The 20,185-nt window shown below is 63.1% G+C and carries 15 protein-coding genes; 9 read left to right on the forward strand and 6 right to left on the reverse strand.

Going from position 1 to position 20,185, the window contains the following annotated elements; genetic code table 11:
• Positions 1-127 precede the first annotated feature (127 nt).
• From ACVWZT_RS17780 to glgA, 5 genes are read right to left on the reverse strand one after another with little or no spacing between them, the layout of a single operon-like run.
• Complete coding sequence (locus tag ACVWZT_RS17780) at positions 128-424, reverse strand: DUF2934 domain-containing protein (protein WP_457470505.1); 297 nt, start codon at positions 422-424, stop codon at positions 128-130.
• Positions 425-438: 14 nt separating this feature from the next.
• Positions 439-3,213: a malto-oligosyltrehalose synthase gene (locus ACVWZT_RS17785; RefSeq protein WP_457470507.1), complete on the reverse strand. Its 2,775-nt coding sequence runs from the start codon at positions 3,211-3,213 to the stop codon at positions 439-441.
• Positions 3,210-5,279, reverse strand: coding sequence for a 4-alpha-glucanotransferase (gene malQ / locus ACVWZT_RS17790; protein ID WP_457470509.1), 2,070 nt, complete (start codon positions 5,277-5,279; stop codon positions 3,210-3,212). Before malQ ends, ACVWZT_RS17785 begins: the two co-directional genes overlap by 4 nt.
• Positions 5,276-7,018, reverse strand: coding sequence for a malto-oligosyltrehalose trehalohydrolase (gene treZ / locus ACVWZT_RS17795; protein ID WP_296229693.1), 1,743 nt, complete (start codon positions 7,016-7,018; stop codon positions 5,276-5,278). Before treZ ends, malQ begins: the two co-directional genes overlap by 4 nt.
• A 14-nt stretch (positions 7,019-7,032) precedes the next feature.
• Entirely contained in the window at positions 7,033-8,595 is a 1,563-nt protein-coding gene (gene glgA, locus ACVWZT_RS17800) for a glycogen synthase GlgA (protein WP_457470511.1), read from the reverse strand.
• A gap of 874 nt (positions 8,596-9,469) precedes the next feature.
• Here glgA and tssI point away from each other — a divergent pair.
• From tssI to ACVWZT_RS17835, 7 genes are all read left to right on the forward strand, one after another.
• The gene (gene tssI, locus ACVWZT_RS17805; protein ID WP_457470513.1) at positions 9,470-11,785 is read left to right on the forward strand and encodes a type VI secretion system tip protein TssI/VgrG; all 2,316 of its coding nucleotides are present in this window, start codon (positions 9,470-9,472) and stop codon (positions 11,783-11,785) included.
• Positions 11,782-13,185 carry a hypothetical protein gene (locus ACVWZT_RS17810; protein WP_457470515.1) on the forward strand — a complete coding sequence of 468 codons (1,404 nt, stop codon included), beginning with the start codon at positions 11,782-11,784 and terminating at the stop codon, positions 13,183-13,185. The genes tssI and ACVWZT_RS17810 overlap by 4 nt, the downstream gene beginning before the upstream one ends.
• A 9-nt stretch (positions 13,186-13,194) precedes the next feature.
• Entirely contained in the window at positions 13,195-14,148 is a 954-nt protein-coding gene (locus ACVWZT_RS17815; protein ID WP_457470517.1) for a PoNe immunity protein domain-containing protein, read from the forward strand.
• Positions 14,149-14,216: 68 nt separating this feature from the next.
• On the forward strand, positions 14,217-15,134 hold the full coding sequence (locus ACVWZT_RS17820) for a PoNe immunity protein domain-containing protein (RefSeq protein ID WP_457470518.1): 918 nt from the start codon (positions 14,217-14,219) through the stop codon (positions 15,132-15,134).
• A gap of 9 nt (positions 15,135-15,143) precedes the next feature.
• Positions 15,144-15,917 carry a PoNe immunity protein domain-containing protein gene (locus ACVWZT_RS17825; protein ID WP_457470519.1) on the forward strand — a complete coding sequence of 258 codons (774 nt, stop codon included), beginning with the start codon at positions 15,144-15,146 and terminating at the stop codon, positions 15,915-15,917.
• 15 nt (positions 15,918-15,932) lie between these two features.
• Entirely contained in the window at positions 15,933-16,895 is a 963-nt protein-coding gene (locus ACVWZT_RS17830) for a PoNi-like cognate immunity protein (RefSeq protein WP_457470521.1), read from the forward strand.
• An 18-nt stretch (positions 16,896-16,913) separates the two neighbouring features.
• On the forward strand, positions 16,914-17,207 hold the full coding sequence (locus ACVWZT_RS17835) for a PAAR domain-containing protein (protein WP_457470522.1): 294 nt from the start codon (positions 16,914-16,916) through the stop codon (positions 17,205-17,207).
• 43 nt (positions 17,208-17,250) lie between these two features.
• Here ACVWZT_RS17835 and ACVWZT_RS17840 read toward each other — a convergent pair whose 3' ends face one another.
• Positions 17,251-17,418 (reverse strand): DUF6026 family protein, encoded by a 168-nt coding sequence (locus ACVWZT_RS17840; protein ID WP_186674681.1) that lies wholly within the window; start codon positions 17,416-17,418, stop codon positions 17,251-17,253.
• A gap of 203 nt (positions 17,419-17,621) precedes the next feature.
• Between ACVWZT_RS17840 and gnd the strand changes: the two genes are divergently transcribed.
• On the forward strand, positions 17,622-18,605 hold the full coding sequence (gene gnd / locus ACVWZT_RS17845; protein ID WP_296229698.1) for a phosphogluconate dehydrogenase (NAD(+)-dependent, decarboxylating): 984 nt from the start codon (positions 17,622-17,624) through the stop codon (positions 18,603-18,605).
• Positions 18,602-20,107, forward strand: coding sequence for a glucose-6-phosphate dehydrogenase (gene zwf, locus ACVWZT_RS17850; RefSeq protein ID WP_296229699.1), 1,506 nt, complete (start codon positions 18,602-18,604; stop codon positions 20,105-20,107). Before gnd ends, zwf begins: the two co-directional genes overlap by 4 nt.
• The last annotated feature ends 78 nt before the right edge of the window (positions 20,108-20,185 follow it).

Here is a 20,185-nt window from a genome sequence, read left to right on the forward strand (position 1 = left end):
TGGAAACGGAACGATGGATGTCTGGGTCGGCCTTTCGCGGGCACGCCCGCTGCCACAGGGAATTCCCCAGCCGCTAGCCAGTACAGGTCCATGGCAGCGGGCTTGGCGCGAAAGGGCCGATAGCGGCTCAGCCAGCTGAGGGTTTCTTTACCGCACGGGGTTTTTTCGCCACAGCCGGCTTGACGCCCGGCAACGCCGCTACCTTGGGCTCGGCTGGCGCCTTGGGCGCTGCCGCTGCTTTCGGCTTGGTCGCTACCTTGGCTTTGCCAGCCGCCTTGGGTTTGGCTTCGGGCGCCAGTGCCTCGGCTTCGGCAAGCTTGCGCGCCATCTCCCAATGGCGGCTTTCCTGCCCTTCCGGTTTGCCCTCCGATTCCCAGATCTGGTAGGCGAATTCGCGTACTCGTTTTTCATCGACACTCATCACGACGCTCCTGAATGCTAGGCATGTTCGATCAACAGGTTGACTGGGAACTCCGACAGCACGGCGCTCAACATCAACTCTCTAACAGGGCTGACAACGGCACCGCCAAAAAGTCCAGTCGAATTGGCAGGCGAAAAGGCAAACGGCAAACTTACCCGGGTGTCGTCCCAGTTCTGCGCCGGGATCAGGGGTATGGGGGCTGCGCCCAGCAGGGTACTGGCCAGGCGTGGCGCGATGATGACGGCGCGCTGGCCTTCGCCCAGGCGGGCGAAGGCCAGTACCTTGTCGGCGTGGCGGCCGTGCACGGTCAGGGGCAGGTAGGCGCCTCGGCTGAACAGCTCGGCATTGGCCTGGCGGCAGTCGAGCACGCGGGCAATCAAAGCCTGCTTGATACGGCCGTCCTGCCAGTGCGCCAGCAACTCGGCCAGCGGCGTGGCGTCGTCCAGGCTGTTGCGCCGGGCGGCATAATCCACGGCCCGGCGGTTGTCTGGGTCGACCAGGCTGAAGTCCCAGTATTCATTGCCCTGGTACAGGTCGGGCACACCGGGCGTGGTCATGCGCAGCAGGGCCTGCACCAGGCCGTTGAGTGCCCCGGGGCAGGCCAGCAACTGCGCGGCTTCGGCCAGCGACTTGCGCAACTGCTGGTTCTCGCCGTCCAGCAGCAGGCCGTCGACATAACGCGCACAGGCAGCTTCATACGCCTCGTTGGGCGCGCTCCAGCTGCTGCGCAGCTTGGCTTCACGCACGGCCTTCTGCTGCCATTGGCGAATGCGCTCGGCGTACTGGCGCAGGCCATTGTCATCATGCGGGTCCAGCTCCAGCGGCCAGCTGCCGAGCAAGGTCTGCAACAACATCAGTTCGTCGCCAGGGCTGGGCGCCGGGCCGTCGTCCAGCGGCACGCGCAACGGGCTGGCCAGCTCGCGCCAGTGCTCCACCCGGCTGGCCAGCCACGGGCCGCGCTCGCTCAGCACGGCCAGACGCGCACGGGTGTCTTCACCGCGTTTGTGGTCATGCGTGGCGGTGGCCAGCAGGTTGTCGGGGAAGTCGCGCAAGCGCCGCTGTGCCTCGTTGTGGAAGTGCTCGGGCCGGGCGCTGAAACGCTCGGCCTCGAAGCCGACGTCGTTGCGCGACAGCAGCCGGGCGCTGCGATAGAAGGCGGTATCTTCCACGGCCTTGGCGGCGCTGGGCGCGGTCAGTTGCTGGAAGCGCACGCAGGCGTGGCGCAACTGCTTGCGCGCATGGCCCGCTGGCAGCTTGCGCCAGGCGTGCCCGCCCAGCCATTGCTCGAGCTGCTCGAGCAGGGGCCAGTCGGCCTCGCTGAGGTCTTGCCGGGCGTTGGCCAGCGCCTGCTGGAAGAACGCTTCGTCTTGCGCCGGGCGACCACAGGCATTGAAGTAGGTGCGGTACACCGGGTAATGCGCCACCAGCGCCTGCAAGGCACGGCGGATCGCGCCCAAGGTCAGGTCGCGGGTCATCAGGTCATTGCGCGCCACCTGCAACAGCGCCTGGGCCACCGACTCGCAATCCCCGGCCAGGCTGGCATTGAGTACCAGGTGACGCGCCTGGCGCACTTCTTCGCTGAAGGCAGGGCGCTCGGTCACGTTGGCCCACAGCTCGGTCAGCGCGGCCTCGCCTGCGGGGTCATGCTGCAGCAGCGATACCTGGTTCATGAACTCGTAGCCGGTGGTGCCATCGGTCAGCCAGTCGCGGTGCAGGTGCTCGTCGGCGCCGAGGATCTTTTCCACGTAGATCGGGAAGTGCTCCAGCGCCGCGTGCACCGGGCGTCGCGCCAGCAAGCCATCGACCCGCCGGCGCAGTTTGCGGCAGTAGCCACGTGGGTCGGCCAGGCCGTCGATATGGTCGATGCGCAGGCCATCCACCAGGCCGCGCTCGATCAGCTCGAAGAGCTTGGCATGGGTGGCCTCGAATACCACTGCGCGTTCGACCCGCAGGCCACCCAGCTCGTTGATGTCGAAAAAGCGCCGCCAGTTGATGTCGTCGGCAGCGGTGCGCCAGCTGGCCAGGCGGTAGGTCTGGCGTTCCAGCAGCAGGTGCAGGCGCCTGAAGCCGGCCTCGCTGCGGCTGTCGAAGGCCTCCAGGGCCGATTGCAGGTCGGCGCCTTCGTCCACCAGGCGGGCCAGTTCGGCGTGCAGGGGCGGGGCGTCGGCCAGCGGGTCGGACGATGCGTTCAGGGCGGTGAAATGCTCGGCCAGGGCCTTCAGCGCCGGCTCCGGGCTCAGGGCCAGAATCCAGCCGTAATCGGCCGGGCAGATCGGGAACCGGTGCTGGTAATGGGCGATTTGCAGCACGCCGTGCTGGGCGTCGAATTGCAGTGGTATCTCACCCTGTTTCAAGGCCACGCCGTAGTCGCTGCCGAGGAACGGCAGCAGCAATTGCCCGGCCAGCAACGGGTCGCTGGAATGCCACTGGATGTCGAAGAACTGTGCATAGGGGCTGCGCCGGCCCCAGGCCAGCAGGCTTTGCCACCACGGGTTGTCGGCACCGCCGACGGCCATGTGGTTGGACACCGTGTCGAGGATCAGCCCCATGCCGTGCTGGCGCAGGGCTGCGACCAGCCGCACCAGGGCTGCCTCGCCGCCCAGCTCCGGGTTGACCTGGGTCGGGTCGACCACGTCGTAACCGTGGCGCGAACCGGCGCGGGCCTTGAGGATCGGTGAGGCATACAGGTGGCTGATGCCCAACTGGGCAAAGTACGGCACCAGTGGCACGGCGTGGTCGAGGGTGAAGTCACTGTGAAACTGCAGACGCAGGGTGGCGCTCAGGGCTTTCATCGGTCACGCTCCCAGGCTTGCTCACGGGCCTGGGCCAGCAGCTCGATACGCCGGGCGGCATCGTCATCGTCGAGCAGCTCACGCACTGGCCGGGCAAAGCGTCGGCGCCAGTTGGGGTGGCCTTCGGTGGTACCGGGCAGGTTGGGTTGCTCGTCGCAGCCCAGCAGGTCTTCGAGGGGGACCAGCACCAGCGGGGCGCGGGTGTGGCCAACATAGCGAATGGCGGCGTCGATCACGGCGTCGTTGTCCTCAAGCAGGCCATAGTTGGATTCCAGCGTGCGCCGCAGGCCGGCGTGTTCTTTCTGGCGTTCATGGCGCCAATGCAGTTCGGTAGCGGCATCGATCAGTTGCAGGCGGTGGCTCCAGTCGATATCGCGGTTTTCCAGCCAGCCGGCCAGGGGCGCCAGGTCGTGGGTGCCGGTGGTGGCCAGGGCATTGTCCGGCCAGTCCAGAATCGGCGTGAAGTTGCCGGGCGAGGCCTGCTCGAACGGCAGCACACGCATGCCCAGTACGTTCCGCCTGGCCAAGGCTTCGCGCAGCCCTGCGGGTACGGTGCCCAGGTCTTCGCCGAGGATGACCGCGCCGTGGCGCATCGACTCCAGCGCCAGCAGGCGCAGCAGGTCGTCCAGCGGGTATTCGAGATAGGCACCTTCGCTGGGCTTGGACCCACGCGGAATCACCCACAACCGGCGCAGGCCCATCACGTGGTCGATCCGCAGCCCGCCGGCGTGCGCCAGGTTGGCCCGCAGCATTTCGATGAAGGCGCGGTAGCCGTTGCGTTTCAGACCTTCCGGGGAGAAGCCGCAGATGCCCCAGTCCTGGCCCGCTCGGTTGAGGATGTCTGGTGGTGCACCTACGGTGAGGTTGGCCAGCAACTCGTCCTGGCGGCTCCAGGCCTGGCTGCCGGCGCCGTCGGCACCCACTGCCAGGTCGGCGATCAGGCCAACTGCCATGCCATTGCCGCGCGCGGCTTCCTGGGCGCGTTGCAGGCTGCGTTCGGTCAGCCATTGGCAGAAGGCATGGAACTCGATGCGCGCCGGGTAGCTGGCGGCAAAGCTCTGCACTTCGGCATGGTAGGGGTCGCGCCAGGCCTCTGGCCAGTTGCGCCAGTCGGCGCCGAGGCCTTGGTCGACTGCCTCGGCCTGCAGCACTTCGAAGCGGCAATGGTGTTCCAGTGCTTCGCCGGCGGCCTCGCGGAAACTGTCGAAGTCGCTTCGCTGCGGGTGGTCGCCTTGGCTGAAGTCCTTGTACAGCGCCTGCAACAGCCGGCGACGGGTTTCGGCTGCACGCGGCCAATCCACCAGCGGCTCCTGCTCCAGCGCTTCCAGCGCCTGTTCCAGGCCGCATGCTTCCACCGCCTGGCGCACGGCGCGTTCGCCGAGGATTGCCGCGGGGCTGGCGTACAGGCTGTTGAGCAGCAGCCGGCTGGAGGGGGAGTAGGGGCTGTAATGGTGCTGGTCGAATGCCGAAAGCGCATGGATCGGGCTGATGGCCAGGGCATCGGCACCGCGTTCGGCGGCGCTGCGAGCCAGTTGTTCAAGGGCCAGGCAGTCGCCATAGCCACCATCGCCAGGACGACGCAGGCTATATAGCTGCACCGAAATGCCCCAGCAGCGTGCTGGCGGTTGACTGACCCGGTCATGCAGTGCCACGCAGCCGGCCGGTGCCACGGCCAGGGTGAATGCATGGCCTTCGATGTGTAATTGATGGTAACCCGGTGGCAACTGGCCGGGCAGCCGGCCCTGGGCATCCAGCTGCAATTGCAGCTGCGCCCCGTCCTCCAGGTTGCAGCGCACCGGGCTGCCGCCGGCAAAGTAGCGGTCGAGCGCAAGCGCTTGGCCAACATCCGCGGTCAGCAGTGGTGGCACATGCTCGGCATCATCGCTGCGCACGAGGCTGGCCAGGCTGTCACGTACCTGGGCATCGTCTGCGCAGCTGTGGCCAAGGGCTTCCAGCACCCGGCGCAGCACATCGTCACTGACTTGCTGAGGGCGGTTGTTGGCATCGACCCAGTCGCGGGCCAGCCCGGCCTGCCGTGCCAGCTGGTGTAGCAAAGGTTCGCTCATGGCGTCTCCGCGCTGTGCGGCAGCAGGCTGGCCACACAACTGTAAGGGGAAAGGGTGGCGTCCGTGTGGGCATTGGCGCTGCTGTCGAACAGCCGTAGCCCGGCCGGTGGTAGCGCGACGGGCTGCGGCTGGTCCGCCAGGTTCAGGTCGATGCGCAAGGTACTGCCGTCGCCCAGGCGCCAGCTGGCACTCAGCGCCTTGTCGCCGAGCACCTTGGCGCCCAGGGCGCGCGTGCCGGGCAGGCGCGGCAGCAATTGCTGGCGGCGTAGCGTCAGCAACTGCTGATAGAGCCCATGCCAGCCGGCGAGCACCTCGTGCCTGTCCGGCCGCGAGCGCTCGAAGGTCGACAAGGCGTTCGGGTCGGGAATGCGGGCGCGCTGTTCGGGGTCGGCAAAGGCCGGGAAATGGGCGAATTCGCCGCGCCGGCCTTCACGTACGGCGTCGGCCAGTTCGTCGTGGAAATCGGTGAAGAACAGGAAGGGGGCGCGGCTGCCATCATCGTCACCCATGAACAGCAGCGGGATCATCGGGCTCAGCAACAGCAAGGCGGTCGCTGCGCGCAACGCCGCAGGCGGGCACAGCACGCTCAGGCGCTCGCCCAGCGCGCGGTTGCCGATCTGGTCATGGTTCTGCAAGAACAACACGAAAGCGCTGGGTGGAAGGTGGCCACTCGGCTCGCCCCTGGGCTGGCCATGGCGATTGGCTTCGCCCTGGAACACGAAGCCTTCGCCCAGGCAACGGGCCAGCTTGTCGATCGGCCGCTGCTTGTAGTCTTCGTAGTAGCCTTCGGTTTCGCCGGTCAGCAGCACGTGCAATGCGTTGTGGCCGTCGTCGTTCCACTGCGCATCGAAACCTTGCTCCAGCAGGAAGGCCTGGTTGTGTTCGTTTTCCAGTACCAGCCACACGTGGCGACCGGGTTCCACCGCAGCTCGCACCCGTTGCGCCAGTTCGACGAGGAAATCCGGCTGGTCGATGGCATGCACCGCATCCAGGCGCAGGCCGTCGAAACGGTACTCGCAGAGCCACATCAAGGCGTTCTGGATGAAGTACTCGCGCACCTGCGGGCGGCGGAAGTCGATGGCCGCACCCCACGGCGTCTGGCGGTCTTCGCGAAAGAACGGGCTGGCGTACTGGTGCAGGTAATTGCCGTCCGGGCCGAAGTGGTTGTACACCACGTCGAGCAGCACCATCAGGCCATGGCCATGTGCCTGGTCGATCAGCTGGCACAGTTGCTGCGGGGTGCCGTAGGAATGCTGGGCGGCGAAAGGCAACACACCGTCATAGCCCCAGTTGCGTGCCCCAGGGAACTGGCCTATTGGCATCAGTTCGATGGCGGTGATGCCGGTGGCGGCCAGGCGCGGCAGCACGCTGGCCACGCCGTCGTAGCCACCCAGCACACCCACGTGCAGTTCCTGGATCACAGCTTCGTGCCAGGGCCGGCCTTGCCAGCGGTGCTGCCAGGGGTAGGCGGCGATATCCACCACCTGGCTCGGGCCATGGACACCATCGGGCTGGTAACGGGACGCGGGGTCGGCCACTTGCAGCTGCCCGTCGATCCGGTAGTGGTAGTTGTCGCCTGCCCGGGCCGGGGCGACCCCGGTGTACCAGCCATCTTCCTCGGGCAGCAGCTCTATCGGCGGCTGCCGCTCCAGTTCCACGCTCACGCTGCGCGCATCGGGTGCCCAGAGGGCGAAGCGCGCCGACGTGGCGTCCAGCAAGTGTGCGCCATGCCTGTGCATCTTCGATCCCTCTCTCAGTAGTAGGCCAGGCGGGCCTGCCGCACCAGATCCTCGTAAAGGCGGGCATAGGGTTCCACAGCCTGGCACCAGTTGAACGGCTGGGTCATCGACAGGCAGCGCATGGCGTTGAGCAGGTCTTTCTTCTGGTATACATAGAAGGCGCGGGCAAGCGCTTCGCGGTAGCTTTCCACGGTGGATTCATCGAACAGGAAGCCGGTGACACCGTTCTCGATGGTGTCGGCCAGCCCGCCGGTGTTGCGCGCCACCGGCAGCGAGCCGAAGCGCTGCGCGTACATCTGGCTGAGGCCGCAGGGCTCGTAGCGCGATGGCATCAGCAGGAAGTCGCTGCCGGCGAACATGCGGCGGGCATCGGTTTCGTTGAAGCCAATGCGCACACCGATGCGCCCGGGATGGCGCAGCGCCAGTTCGCGCATGGCCTGTTCTTCTTCCGGCTCGCCACGGCCGATGATCGCAATCTGGCCACCTTGTTCGACGATGTAGTCGGCCACGCCCAGGGTCAGGTCCAGGCCTTTCTGGTAGACCAGCCGCGACACCACGGCGAACAACGGCCCTTCGGAGGGCTCCAGCTGGAACAGCTGGCGCACCTCGCGGGTATTGCGCGCCTTGCCTTCCCAGTCATTGATGCTGAAGTTGTGCTGCAGGTGCTTGTCGGTGGCCGAGTCCCAGCTTTCGTCGATGCCGTTGGGGATGCCGCCCAGCAGGCCTTGCTGGGCCTTGCTGGCGAGGAAGCCATCCAGGCCGCAGCCGAATTCCGGGGTGGTGATTTCCTGGGCGTAGGTGGCGCTGACCGTGGTGATGTGGCTGGAGTAGGCCAGGCCGGCCTTGAGGAACGACAGCTTGCCGTAGAACTCCATGCCTTCCTGCTGCATGGCATGGTCGGGGATCGCCAGTTCCGGGCTGCAGCCGCGGCTGTAGACACCTTGGTAGGCCAGGTTGTGGATGGTGAACAGGGTCGGGGTGTTCAGGCCGCGCCAGTGCATGTAGGCAGGCGCGAGCCCGGCAGGCCAGTCATGGGCGTGCACCAGTTCGGGCTTCCAGTGGATCATGCCTTCGCCTGCTGCGATCTCGGCGGCAGCCAGGCCCAGGCGGGCGAAGCGGATGTGGTTGTCGGGCCAGTCGCGACCGTTGTCGGCAGCATAGGGGGTGCCAGCGCGCTGGTACAGCTCGGGGCAGAGCAGCACATAGATGACCAGCCCGTCGGGCAGGTCCATGCGGCCGATCTTGCACGGCGGCAAGGCAGCATGGCCGCTCAGTTCGCCGACGATATGAATGGGGTTGTCGCTCTCCACCACTTGCGGGTAGCCCGGGATCAGCACCCGTACGTCATGCAGATGCCCCAGCGCCCGCGGCAGGGCGGCAGAAACGTCGCCCAGGCCGCCGGTTTTCACCAGGTCGGCGATCTCCGAGGTGACGAACAGGATCTTGCGCTTGTTGGGGTTGTGCTGGCGGCGCTGGGCGCCGGGTGCCTTGCCTGTCGTGGCGAAATCCGGGGTGACCGATTCGCGATTGTCCGAGGTAAAGGTGTCTACGTGAGGCTCGACAGCGGCACTGATCATACTTCTCTCCGTCCCTATGCTTTGGTCGGGTGTTGGCACCCGTGGCGGTATCTCGTGTTGGTTCTCTCTGATGCTGAATTCTGCGTAGTGCATTCCATGCCCCTGAGTCGTGCGCGCAGGCACAGCGCGATCGGCATTCCCGCCAAAAGCGATTGGACTGGTTGGGATGGGTGGGCCGACCCAGGGAATGCCCCTGGCGTTTGGCCTACTTAGTTCCTGACCTGCCGGCTTTCCTGAAAGTTCGACTTTTTTTCATCACTCTTCCGATGAGCAAATGGCGGGCCGAAACCCGAGTGTAGGAGAGAAAAAGGGGGAAAGGTGACCCGCTGGTCACTAATGTGACGCCGCACGTTAGACGCAAACGTTGGCGTATGCGAGCGGATGTGTATGCATGACCGGCGAGCATGGCGAGGGGCGCAAGGCATGCCCCAATCAAGCAATGCCTGCACCGATGTGGTGCGTTTTAACGCTTCGCCCTGGGCTTGCTCCTGCCGACGATTGTGCACCTTCCTGTAGCGGGGCGATGCCCTGCACCATGACGAGTCGCCAGACACTTCTGAAAAGTTTGCGAGTTATATGTTTCGGCAAATACGCCTGCTGAAAAAAGTTTGTCAGTAAATACTTTGGGAAATTGCCTACAGTACGCCCTAGGGCATTAAACCCATCGTTCCTGTTATATCGGGTCCGAACCGTTTAAGTTGTTCTTCAGTCACTGCCTCATCCTCCATGTCGTCATGGGTTGAAACCCGCAATGCCACGATTTATCTGGCGTGCAGCCTGGCGTCTGGCCAATTTGGTTCGACATTCTCATCTTGAAGAAGGCCAGGGTGTGGTTGTTTTTCGCCGATAAACAGCATGGCGGGTAGAGCAACTCATGAAACAGTCTGACTTACGCTTCGGTTTTCAGGCGCTCGCCGCGCGCACGGAATTCGAAGTGGTTTCATTCAAGCTGGAGGAGACCCTCAGCCAGCCATTTGTGCTGAACCTGGAACTTGTCAGCTACGAAAACGATATCGACTTCGGCCACCTGCTCGACAAGCCGGCGCTGTTCACCCTTTATTCCGTCGACCGGCCGGTGCGTCACGTACATGGCCTGGTCAGCGCCTTCAGCCAGGGCGAAACCAGCTTTTCTCGCACGCGCTACCACGCTGTGGTCGAACCGCAGCTGGCACGTGCCCGGTTGCGTTCGAACTGGCGCATCTTCCAGCAGAAAACCGTGCCGCAGATTCTTGAACTGATGTTCAAGCGCCAAGGTATCAACCGCTTCGAACTGAACAGCTGCGCCGAGCACCAGGTACGGGAGTTCTGTGTCCAGGCGGGGGAGACCGACCTGGACTTCATCCATCGTCTGGCCGCTGAAGAAGGCTTTGTCTACCGCTTCGCCCACTGCGCCAGGCAGCACACGCTGATCGTCACCGACCGCCTGCTTTCGTTCGGGCTGCTCAGCCGCGGCGCGCTCAAGCGCGAAGACGACGAGGCACTTTGCCTGGACGAGGCCGATGTCGGCGCCGATCAGGTGCCGTACCACGCTGACAGTGGTGGCGACCAGGCCCGCGCCTGCCTGCGGCGCTTGCGCTACTGCGAGCAGGTGCGCACGGCGCGACAGGTGCAGCGCGACTACACCTTCACCCACCCGGCCTATCGCCAGGAGCACCGGGCGCAGGCCAGTGACGTCACGCACCAGTCCCTGGACTACGAACGCTTCGATTACCCGGGGCGCTACAAGCGCGATGCAGTGGGCAAGCCCTTCACCGAAACACGGCTGACGGGGTTGCGCCACGATGCCTGCCTGGCCGAAGTGCAGGGCGATGACGTGCGCCTGCAACCAGGCCTGAGCTTCACCCTGGTCGGCCACCCACGGCAAGACCTCAATGTGCACTGGCGCGTGGTCAGCCTGTGTCATCAGGGGACCCAGCTCACCAGCCTGCAGGAACAGGCCGCCGGCGCCGAACAAGGCACCCACTATGTGAACGATGCGCTGCTGGTGCAGGGCATGGCCGAGTGGCGCCCGGCACCCGTGGCCAAGCCGCGCATCGATGGCCCGCACATGGCCACGGTGGTCGGCCCGCCGGGCGAGGAGATCTACTGCGACGAATGGGGCCGGGTCAAGGTCAGCTTCCCCTGGGACCGGGAGAGCGAAGGCAACGCGTTCAGCTCCTGCTGGGTGCGGGTGTCGCAAGGCTGGGCCGGTGGCAGCTGGGGTTCGATGGCCATCCCGCGTATTGGCCAGGATGTGATTGTCCAGTACGTCAATGGTGACCCCGACCAGCCGATCCTCACCGGGCGCACCTACTGCGGTGACCAGCTGCCGCCGTACGACCTGCCACAACACAAGACCCGCATGACCATCAAGAGCCAGACCCATAAAGGCACTGGCTTCAACGAGCTGCGCTTCGAAGATGAACTGGGGCGGCAGGAAGTATTCATTCATGCCGAGCGTGACCAGAACAACGTCGTCAAGCACAACGAAACCACGCTGATCGGCAATGACCGTAGCGAGCGCGTCGAGCATGACGAAGTGGTGCACATAGGCGGCAACCGCAGCGTCAAGGTGGGCGCCAGCAAAAGCGAGACGGTCGCCCTTGGCAAGATCGAAAGCGTTGGCCTGGGCAAGGTGCTGGCGGTGGGGGGCGCGCTGAGCGTGAGCGTCGGCCTCGAGGCCAGCGAACAGGTGGCGCTGGACAAGCGCGTGCAGGTTGGCGGGCAATTGCGGGTCGACAGCCAGGACGACGTGTCGATCACCAGCCATCGCGGCCACGTGCATATCGACAGCCGCACGTCGCTGACCCTGAGCTGCGGCGGGGCCTTTATCAAGCTGGCTGACGGCCGCATCGAAATCGGCTGCCCCGAGCCACTGCTGCTGCATGCCATCGCCCAGGTCAAGGCGCCGGCACGCTACGGTGAGCCGCCTGCCCCCGCACAGGAAGATATCGAGTTTCGCCTGGTGCACGCCGACGGCACGCCGATCGCCGGCGCGGCCTATGTGGCGAGCTTGTCCGATGGCACCCAGCGCCAGGGCGTGGTCGACCAGAACGGCTATGCCCGCCTGGCCGGGGTCACCCCTGGCTGCAGCGCCCAGGTGCGGTATGAGGTGGGCCCAGGCCCGCTGCAACTGACCACCGCGACCGAGCTGGATGCTGCCTTGCAGGCTTTGCTTGCCGGCTGCCCCCCGGCAGGTGGCCAGGCATGAGTTCGACAGCGGACTGGCTGGATGAAGCGGTCGACAAAGTGGCCGGCGGCTTTGCCTGGCTGCGCGACCTGGTGCTTGGCGAGTTTGCCGAGGAGCGGCCACTGAGCGTGGTCATTGCCGACATGCTGCTGTCCCTGGTGCCGGGGGTGGTGATCGTGCTCAGCGCCCGTGACCTCGCTGCGGTGTGCCTGCGCCTGGGCCGGCGCTACACGGCGGATGGCAGCCAGGCAGCGGCGCAGCCGCCGGAATGGCAGGAGTGGGTGTTGCTGGTGGCCTGCCTGATCACCTTGATCGCACCGATCATCGGCGCCGTGGTTGGGGCGGCGGGCACCGCGGTGGGCTCGGTGGCAGGTGCACTGGTTGGGCAGGAGGCGGCGGCGTTTCTGCGTGGGTTGTGCCTGCTGTTGATTCGTGAAAGCCAGGTCATCTTGCAGGCCGTGGTTGCGTTTCTCGGCAAGTTCACCCGCGGCAGCGTGGAGTTCTGGCTGCGCCAGGTCCGGTTCGCCAGCTATGAAAAGGACCTGCTGGCCTACCTGGATCAGTTTCTGGCCAAGGTCATCGCGGCGACGGCAAAGCTGCGCAGCTACCTCGGCAACTGGCCGTTGAACCAGGCGGCCTCGCGCCTGTTGGTGCGGCTGCAGGCGATGGAAGCGCAGTTCTACGCGGTGCAGGTGCATGCCGTGCGGGAAATCCCGCATGCGCTGATGCAGCTCGATGCCAGGTTGGCCAAGGTACTGGAACAGGCCAGCGACCTGCCCGCGCAGGTGGCGCATGCCGGGGTGCATGCAGCAAAGCCGGTGCCCATGGCCATGAGTGGTGGGCGGGTGACGTCTGGCATTGGCATGCGCCCGCGTTACCTGGAGCGCCCCGAAGGTGTGCTCGGCCCGCCGGTGCCCACGTCACCGTCAGTCGCTGCGCATGGCGCCAATGTGCACACGTTCGAGCACGCGACGGCGACCCGGACGCAGAAGGGTATTTACGGGGAAGTGGTCAGTGATCAGTACATGCTCGGCAAGGGCCACGAAAACCTGTTGTCGGCGGCGCGGGGGCCGCGCAGCCTGGAAATGAAACCCACCGGGCGCGGACTGGATGGTGTCTATCGTAATGCCCATCCGCCACCGCCGTTCATTATTACCGAGACCAAGTATCGAACGGGGGGCGTGTTTTCGCCGGGGAGTTTGCCGGTTACGAGGGGAAGTAAGGGGTTTCCTAGTGCCAGGCAAATGAGTGATGCATGGATTATGCCGAGGCTTAAGTCAGACTTAGGGGATAAACAGGGACGAGATATCTTATTAGCTGGTTATGAACGTTGGCTAATGATCGTGGATGAAAGTGGCGTTGTAACCAAAATAATGAAGCTCGACGAAAATGCTAAATTTGTTGGTGATGTGATCCAGTAGGGGTGAGTGATGAATCAGTTTGATCGAGTCAAGCGTGAACCGCTTTTAAAAGAGGCTGCTTATTTGGGTGGTGTGCAGTTTTGGAAGGAATACTATGTCGAACTCCAGGCTGAGCCTTTTTTGAAAATAGAGCGCCCTGAATACGTAAATGTTGAAATGCTGAGTTGGAGTTGGTGCTACGAAACTACAGAGTTGCTCATCGCGTTGTATTCGGGAGGAGAGCCCGTCGAGTCTCTTGAGTTTTATGTTGATCATATGTTTTCCCAGTTTCAACGTCATAAGCAGGCATATCCGAATTTCAGCTTGAAGCTGTGGGAGCCTGATGCTTATCAATTTACACTGTGGCTTTTATCGTTTGCAGTGCTGTTCAATAAGCCCGGGCGTATCAAGCAAGTCGCAAGTTATTTGAGTGAGGATCCAGATGACGGTGAAGACATCCTGCTGCGACAGCTGTTTTCCCGTGTTGGAGTGACTATTCCCGGGAACACGTTGATCCATGAGCGCCCATATAATGAAATGCTCAACGCTATAAATGCTGAGAATGATGAGCAGCAACAGGCCCTGCGTAGTTACCTCAAACAGTGGTATCGGGGCATGCGCAACTGCTATTGGCATGATCGGCACAAAGCCCGAAGTGATGCCGGGTTCTTTGGCTACTGGGCATTTGAGGCTGGATTGGTCACTGTGCTCTGGGACGTGGACGACACGCCCTACAGAGATCTTCCTTACTATCCTAAAGATTTGGTTGACTATGCGCGTGAATGTAATGTTCTTCAAGTTTTCCCTCGCAGTCTTCAAGTGACGTATTCGGATGCGATTGCCAAATCAGGAGAGGTTTGTCCTCGGACTGGTGTGTGGGTCTGCGACGATTGGGTCGTGGGGCCTCAAACATTTATGCAAGGCGTTGAAATGCCCGCTGACGAGGGACGTATCTTGACCTGGCGCTTGGTAAAGGGCCTATAAGGGCTGATCTGACCAAGTCGCCTTTTTTGCAGGTGAGCGTGGCCGCCTGAGTCCAGTGGGTGTGAAAGATGTGTCGATTCGATCAGTGTAAGCGTGAACCATTGCTGCAAGAAGCAGCTTATCTAGATAGTGTTTCTTTTTGGAAGGAAAAATATGTCGAACGACAGGCTGATCCTTTTATTAAAATTAAGCGTCCCGAATATGTAAACGTTAAGATGTTGAGCTGGAGGTGGTGCTGGCAAACTGTGCATTTGCTTGTGGCTCTTTATTCAGGTGGTGAGCCCGTCAAGTCGCTTGAATTCTACGCGGAGCACATGTTCAACCAGTTCCAGCGTCACAAATGCTCTTATCCCGTTTTCTCTTTGAAGCTATGGGAGCCCGACGCCTACCAGTTCGTACTTTGGCTGCTGTCCCTCGCAGTGCTGTTGGATATGCCTGAACGCATCGAGCAGATCGCCGGTTACATCAGTGACGACCCGGATCATGGTCAAGACTTGCTGACTCACCAACTGTTTACCCGAGTCGGCATCAACCTGCCCGGTCAGGCACTGATCCACCCAAGCCCCTACGCAGACTTGCTGCAAGCCTTGAACGGCGAACAGGCCGAACAGCAGCAGGCCATGCGCAGCTATCTGAAGAAATGGTACCGAGGCATGCGCAATTGCTATTGGCATGATCGCCACAAAGCCCGAAGCGATGCCGGCTTTTTCGGCTACTGGGCCTTCGAGGCCGGTTCACGTTGTTATGGGATATCGACGATACGCCTTACCGCGACTTGCCCTATTACCCCAAAGATCTGGTCGATTACGCCCGACAGCGACCGACTCGGCTTGGTTAGCATAGTTTTGCCGGTTAATTTACCAGTTACGAAGGGGAGTGAGGAATATCCGAGTGCCAGGCAGATGAGTGACGCACGGATACTTCCAGGTCTCTCAAAAATAGGCTTGATAAAAAATGCGCAAGTGGTAGGCGAAGTGCTGCTTTAGGGTTTGAAAATGAAAAAGTTTGATGAAATAAAACGTGAGCCGTTGCTTCAAGAGGAGGCGTTTAAGGATAGTCTGTCTTTCTGGAAGGAATTTTATTTTGAGCGACAAGCTGAGACTTTTCTTTCGGTTGAGCGGCCGGACTATGTGAATGTTGAGGGGCTGAGTTGGACTTGGTGCTTCGGTTCGTTGCAGTTGTTGATGGGTCTCTATTCGGCAGGAGAAGCCATTGCCTTGCTACGCCCCTATGTCGAGCATATGTTTTCCCAATTTCAGCGTCATAAACAGGCCTATCCGGACTTTTCGCTGAAACTGTGGGAGCCCGACGCCTACCAGTTCATACTTTGGCTGCTGTCCCTCGCAGTACTGTTGGATATGCCTGAACGCATTGAGCAGATCGCCGGTTACATCAGTGACGACCCGGATCACGGTCAAGACCTGCTGATCCGCCAGCTGTTCACCCGGGTTGGCATCAATCAGCCCGGTCAGGCGTTGATCCACCCGCGCCCCTACGCAGACTTGCTGCAAGCCTTGAACGGCGAACAGGTTGAACAGCAGCAGGCCATGCGCAGCTATCTGAAGAAATGGTACCGAGGCATGCGCAATTGCTATTGGCATGATCGCCACAAAGCCCGAAGCGATGCCGGCTTTTTCGGCTACTGGGCCTTCGAGGCCGGTTTGGTCACGTTGTTATGGGATATCGACGATACGCCTTACCGCGATTTGCCGTATTACCCAAGAGACTTGGTCGATCACGCCCGGCAGCGTTCGGCTCGCCTGAATTAGCGTGGAGGAGGACCAATGGGCCACTTTGACAGCATCAAGCGCGACCCGTGGATGGTCGAGCAGCACTATCGGGCCTCGACCCATGAAAAGGAACAGGAATTCGCCGACCCGGACACCCAGGCCTTGCTGGCCGGCCCCGCCGAGCACAGGCACCACTACCGGGGGCTTAGCCGCGACTGGGCGCACATGGCTTTGGAGCTGGCCATCCAGCGTTACTCCGGTGGCGAGCCGATGGAACTGGTGGAGGCCTATGTCGATTACGCGTTCGCCCAGTTCGCCCGGCATTTTTCCGCGTACCCGGCAGCCAGCGAGCAATTGCGCCCGTGGGTGGCGGACGACTACCGGCTTGCCCTGTGGCTGCTGTCGCTGGCGGTGCTGTGCGGTTACCCCGAGCGGGTCGGCCAACTGCTGGACTGGCTGAACCAGGCCGACGAGCGCAGCCCCGACCTGCTGCTGCATCGGCTGTTCCAGCGCCTGGGCAAGGCATATCCAGGCACCTCGTTGCTTCACCCCGAGCCCTACGCCACGTTGCTGGACAGCCTCGATCTACGTGGCCCCGCGCAGCAGGACGCGCTCATGCGCTACCTCGGCCAGTGGTACGCCGAGGCGCACGGCTGTTACTGGCACGAGCGCCACGCGCGGGCACGCGGTGACCACCTGGGCTATTGGGCATTCGAAGCGGCGCTGGTGGCGTTTTTATGGTCGGTGCAAGGCGATGCCCTGCAAAGCGCGCCGCAGTTCTACCCGAAGGCACTTGTCGACCGGGCCCATTACCGGCGGCTGGGCAAGCAGTTCCGCGACCCGGAAACCGCCAGGCGCGAGGATGCCCCCGGCTGGCCATCCGGTACCCCTTGCCCGTGGCCCGGCCACTACACCTGCGTCGAACGTGCGCTGGGTGAGCAGGTGTTCATGCACCAGGTACCTTTCCCCGAAATCGATGGCCAGGTCGTGCACTGGCGGCTGTCGAGAACGTTCTGATTGAGGCCGCCGGCACCGGTGCCCGGCGCGTCATATGAGCAAGGAGTCGCAACAATGCCTGCCATCGTTCTGCTAGGCCACGCTCACCACTGCCCGCTGTGCGGCCCGACCAGCGTCAGCAGCGGTTCCAGCCTGTTCTTCGTCAACGGCAGGGCCGCAGCCAGGGTTGGCGACCGGCTCGGGTGTGGGGCGCTGATCACCAGCGGCTCGGCACTGATGATGGATGACGGGCAGCCGTTTGCCAGGGTCGGCGACACCACCAGTCATGGCGGCGTACTGGAAAATGGCGATAACAGCTGGCTGCTTGATTAAGCGCTGTGGGAGCGGTTCAGCTCCCACCGGGAAGGGGACATTATCAGAGGCTGACGGCGTCGCCGTCAGTGCGTGCCTGTGCCAGCAGCAGGTTCAGTTGGGCGACCTGCTGACGCAGCTGGTCACGTTCTTCCTTCAGTTTACGCAGCTCATCACGGCGCACGGAGACATAGAGGGTCTGGGTTGGAGTAGCAGGCATCAAGGTACCCATGAGCACACCTCGCGGTTTTGGCTGGTGACAAGTTAAAGCGTAGACGCTTCACGCGGGGCGCATTCTGAATTCTTTTGCAGGTCTTGGGAACTTTTTTGTTTATCGTGGTCGCGCCGTTCGTCGCTGAACCCACGAGCGGTTCGCTGGACTAACCTGAAGGCTGCACTGTGTTGTCATTCAATTCGCAAGGGGAGCATCGGCTCATGCAACTGGGAATCATCGGGCTGGGCCGCATGGGCGGCAATATCGCAAGGCGCCTGATGCGCGCCGGCCACCGTACCGTGGTGCACGACCGCAGCCGTGAAGCCATCAGCACCTTGGAGGGCGAGGGTGCCCAAGGGGCGCACGACCTCGGGGCGCTGGTGCAGAAGCTCAAGGCACCGCGTGCAGTGTGGGTGATGCTGCCGGCCGGCGAGCCCACCGAGCAGACCATCGCGCAGCTGGCCGAGCTGCTGGAGCCGGGCGATGCGATCATCGACGGCGGCAATACCTTCTACAAGGACGATATGCGCCGGGCGGGCGAGCTGGCCAAGCGCGGGCTGCACTACCTGGACGTGGGCACCTCCGGCGGTGTGTGGGGCCTGGAGCGTGGCTACTGCATGATGATCGGTGGCGAAAAGGACGTGTTCGAGCGCCTGGAGCCGCTGTTCAAGGCACTGGCTCCGGGCGTGGGCGACATCCCGCGTACCCATGGCCGCAGCGGCGAGTACCAGCGCGCCGAGCACGGCTACATCCATGCCGGCCCAGCCGGCGCCGGGCACTACGTGAAAATGGTGCACAACGGTATCGAGTACGGCTTGATGCAAGCCTATGCCGAAGGCTTCGACCTGCTGCGCAGCAAGGGTGGCAACGAACTGCCCGAGGACCAGCGCTTTGACCTGGACGTGGCCGAAATCGCCGAAGTGTGGCGGCGTGGCAGCGTAGTCACCTCGTGGTTGCTCGACCTGACCGCCGATGCCCTGGTGGCCGACCCTCAACTGGCGCAGTTCAGTGGCTCGGTGTCGGACAGCGGTGAAGGCCGCTGGACCATCGATGCCGCGGTCGAGCAGGCAGTGCCGGTACCAGTGTTGTCCAGCGCCCTGTTCGCCCGCTTCCGCTCGCGCCAGCAGCAGGGCACCTACGGTGACAAGATCCTCTCGGCCATGCGCCTGGGCTTCGGCGGCCACATCGAGAAGAAAGGCGAATGACCAGACAGCACATTCCTGCCGCTCCACCCTGTACCCTGTTCCTGTTCGGCGCCAATGGCGACCTGGTCAAGCGCCTGCTGATGCCGGCGCTGTACAACCTCAGCCGCGACGGCCTGCTGGACCGCAACCTGCGCATCGTCGGCGTCGACCACAACCCGGCCACTGCCGAGGAGTTCGCCGAGCGCCTGCATGCGTTCATGGTCGAGCGCAATAAAGGCGGTGAGGGCAGCAGCAAAAGCCTGGACGAGAAACTCTGGGCGCGTTTGGCCAGGCGCCTGGACTACCAGACCGGTGACTTCCTCGACCCGGCCACCTACCAGGCCCTCGCCAGGCGCATCGACAAGACCAGCCATGGCAACGCCATCTTCTACCTGGCGACTTCGCCGCGGTTCTTCCCGGAGGTCGCCCTGCGTCTGGGGCAGGCCGGCTTGCTCGACGAATCCGCCGGTGGCTTTCGCCGCGTGGTGGTGGAGAAGCCCTTCGGCACCGACCTGGCCAGCGCCGAGGCGCTCAATGCCTGCCTGTTGAAAGTGATGGGCGAGCGGCAGATCTACCGCATCGACCATTACCTGGGCAAGGAGACGGTGCAGAACATCCTGGTCAGCCGTTTCTCCAACGGCCTGTTCGAGTCGTTCTGGAACAACCATTACATCGACCACGTGCAGATCACCGCCGCGGAAACCGTCGGTGTCGAGACCCGCGGGGCTTTTTATGACAGTACCGGGGCGCTGCGCGACATGGTGCCCAACCACCTGTTCCAGTTGCTGGCGATGGTGGCCATGGAGCCCCCGGCGGCGTTCGCCGCCGATGCCGTGCGCAGCGAGAAGGCCAAGGTGATCGGTGCCATTCGCCCATGGTCGACGAAGATGGCCCTGAAGCATTCCGTTCGCGGCCAGTACCGCGCCGGCAAGCACGGGCGCAAGCAGTTGCCCGGTTACCGCCAGGAGGCCAACGTCGCCCCCGACAGCCAGACCGAGACCTACGTGGCACTGAAGGTGATGATCGACAACTGGCGTTGGGCCGGGGTGCCGTTCTACCTGCGCACCGGCAAGCGCATGAGCGTGCGCGATACCGAAATCGCCATCTGCTTCAAGCCCGCGCCGTATGCGCAGTTCCGCGAGTCGGAACTGGAGCGGCCCAAGCCCAATTACCTGAAAATCCAGATCCAGCCCAACGAAGGCATGTGGTTCGACCTGCAAGCCAAGCGCCCCGGGCCGGAGCTGGTGATGGAGAACGTGGAACTGGGCTTTGCCTACAAGGACTTCTTCAAGATGACCCCGGCGACCGGCTACGAGACGTTGATCTATGACTGCCTCACCGGTGACCAGACGCTGTTCCAGCGCGCCGACAACATCGAGAACGGCTGGCGGGCGGTGCAGCCATTCCTCGACGCCTGGGCCCAGGGCGGCGAGGTGCATGAGTACCCGGCCGGTGAAGACGGGCCCGAGGCCGGCAATGAATTGTTGGCGCGGGACAAACGCGAGTGGCACCGGTTGGGGTGAGTTTTTTTGTATGGCCTGTGCCGGTCTTCCAGCGGGCGAGCCCACGCAGAGGCCGGCACAGGCAACCAAATGAAGGAG

It is taken from the genome of Pseudomonas sp. TE21394 (assembly GCF_054057835.1).

Bases quoted from the DNA above. Each gene is read 5' to 3' on its own strand.
- ACVWZT_RS17825 (WP_457470519.1), top strand. From the start codon at position 15,144: ATGAAAAAGTTTGATGAAATAAAACGTGAGCCGTTGCTTCAAGAGGAG.
- ACVWZT_RS17815 (WP_457470517.1), top strand. From the start codon at position 13,195: ATGAATCAGTTTGATCGAGTCAAGCGTGAACCGCTTTTAAAAGAGGCT.
- ACVWZT_RS17810 (WP_457470515.1), top strand. From the start codon at position 11,782: ATGAGTTCGACAGCGGACTGGCTGGATGAAGCGGTCGACAAAGTGGCC.
- ACVWZT_RS17830 (WP_457470521.1), top strand. From the start codon at position 15,933: ATGGGCCACTTTGACAGCATCAAGCGCGACCCGTGGATGGTCGAGCAG.
- zwf (WP_296229699.1), top strand. From the start codon at position 18,602: ATGACCAGACAGCACATTCCTGCCGCTCCACCCTGTACCCTGTTCCTG.
- treZ (WP_296229693.1), bottom strand. From the start codon at position 7,018: ATGCACAGGCATGGCGCACACTTGCTGGACGCCACGTCGGCGCGCTTC.
- ACVWZT_RS17785 (WP_457470507.1), bottom strand. From the start codon at position 3,213: ATGAAAGCCCTGAGCGCCACCCTGCGTCTGCAGTTTCACAGTGACTTC.
- malQ (WP_457470509.1), bottom strand. From the start codon at position 5,279: ATGAGCGAACCTTTGCTACACCAGCTGGCACGGCAGGCCGGGCTGGCC.
- gnd (WP_296229698.1), top strand. From the start codon at position 17,622: ATGCAACTGGGAATCATCGGGCTGGGCCGCATGGGCGGCAATATCGCA.
- ACVWZT_RS17840 (WP_186674681.1), bottom strand. From the start codon at position 17,418: ATGGGTACCTTGATGCCTGCTACTCCAACCCAGACCCTCTATGTCTCC.
- ACVWZT_RS17820 (WP_457470518.1), top strand. From the start codon at position 14,217: ATGTGTCGATTCGATCAGTGTAAGCGTGAACCATTGCTGCAAGAAGCA.
- glgA (WP_457470511.1), bottom strand. From the start codon at position 8,595: ATGATCAGTGCCGCTGTCGAGCCTCACGTAGACACCTTTACCTCGGAC.
- tssI (WP_457470513.1), top strand. From the start codon at position 9,470: ATGAAACAGTCTGACTTACGCTTCGGTTTTCAGGCGCTCGCCGCGCGC.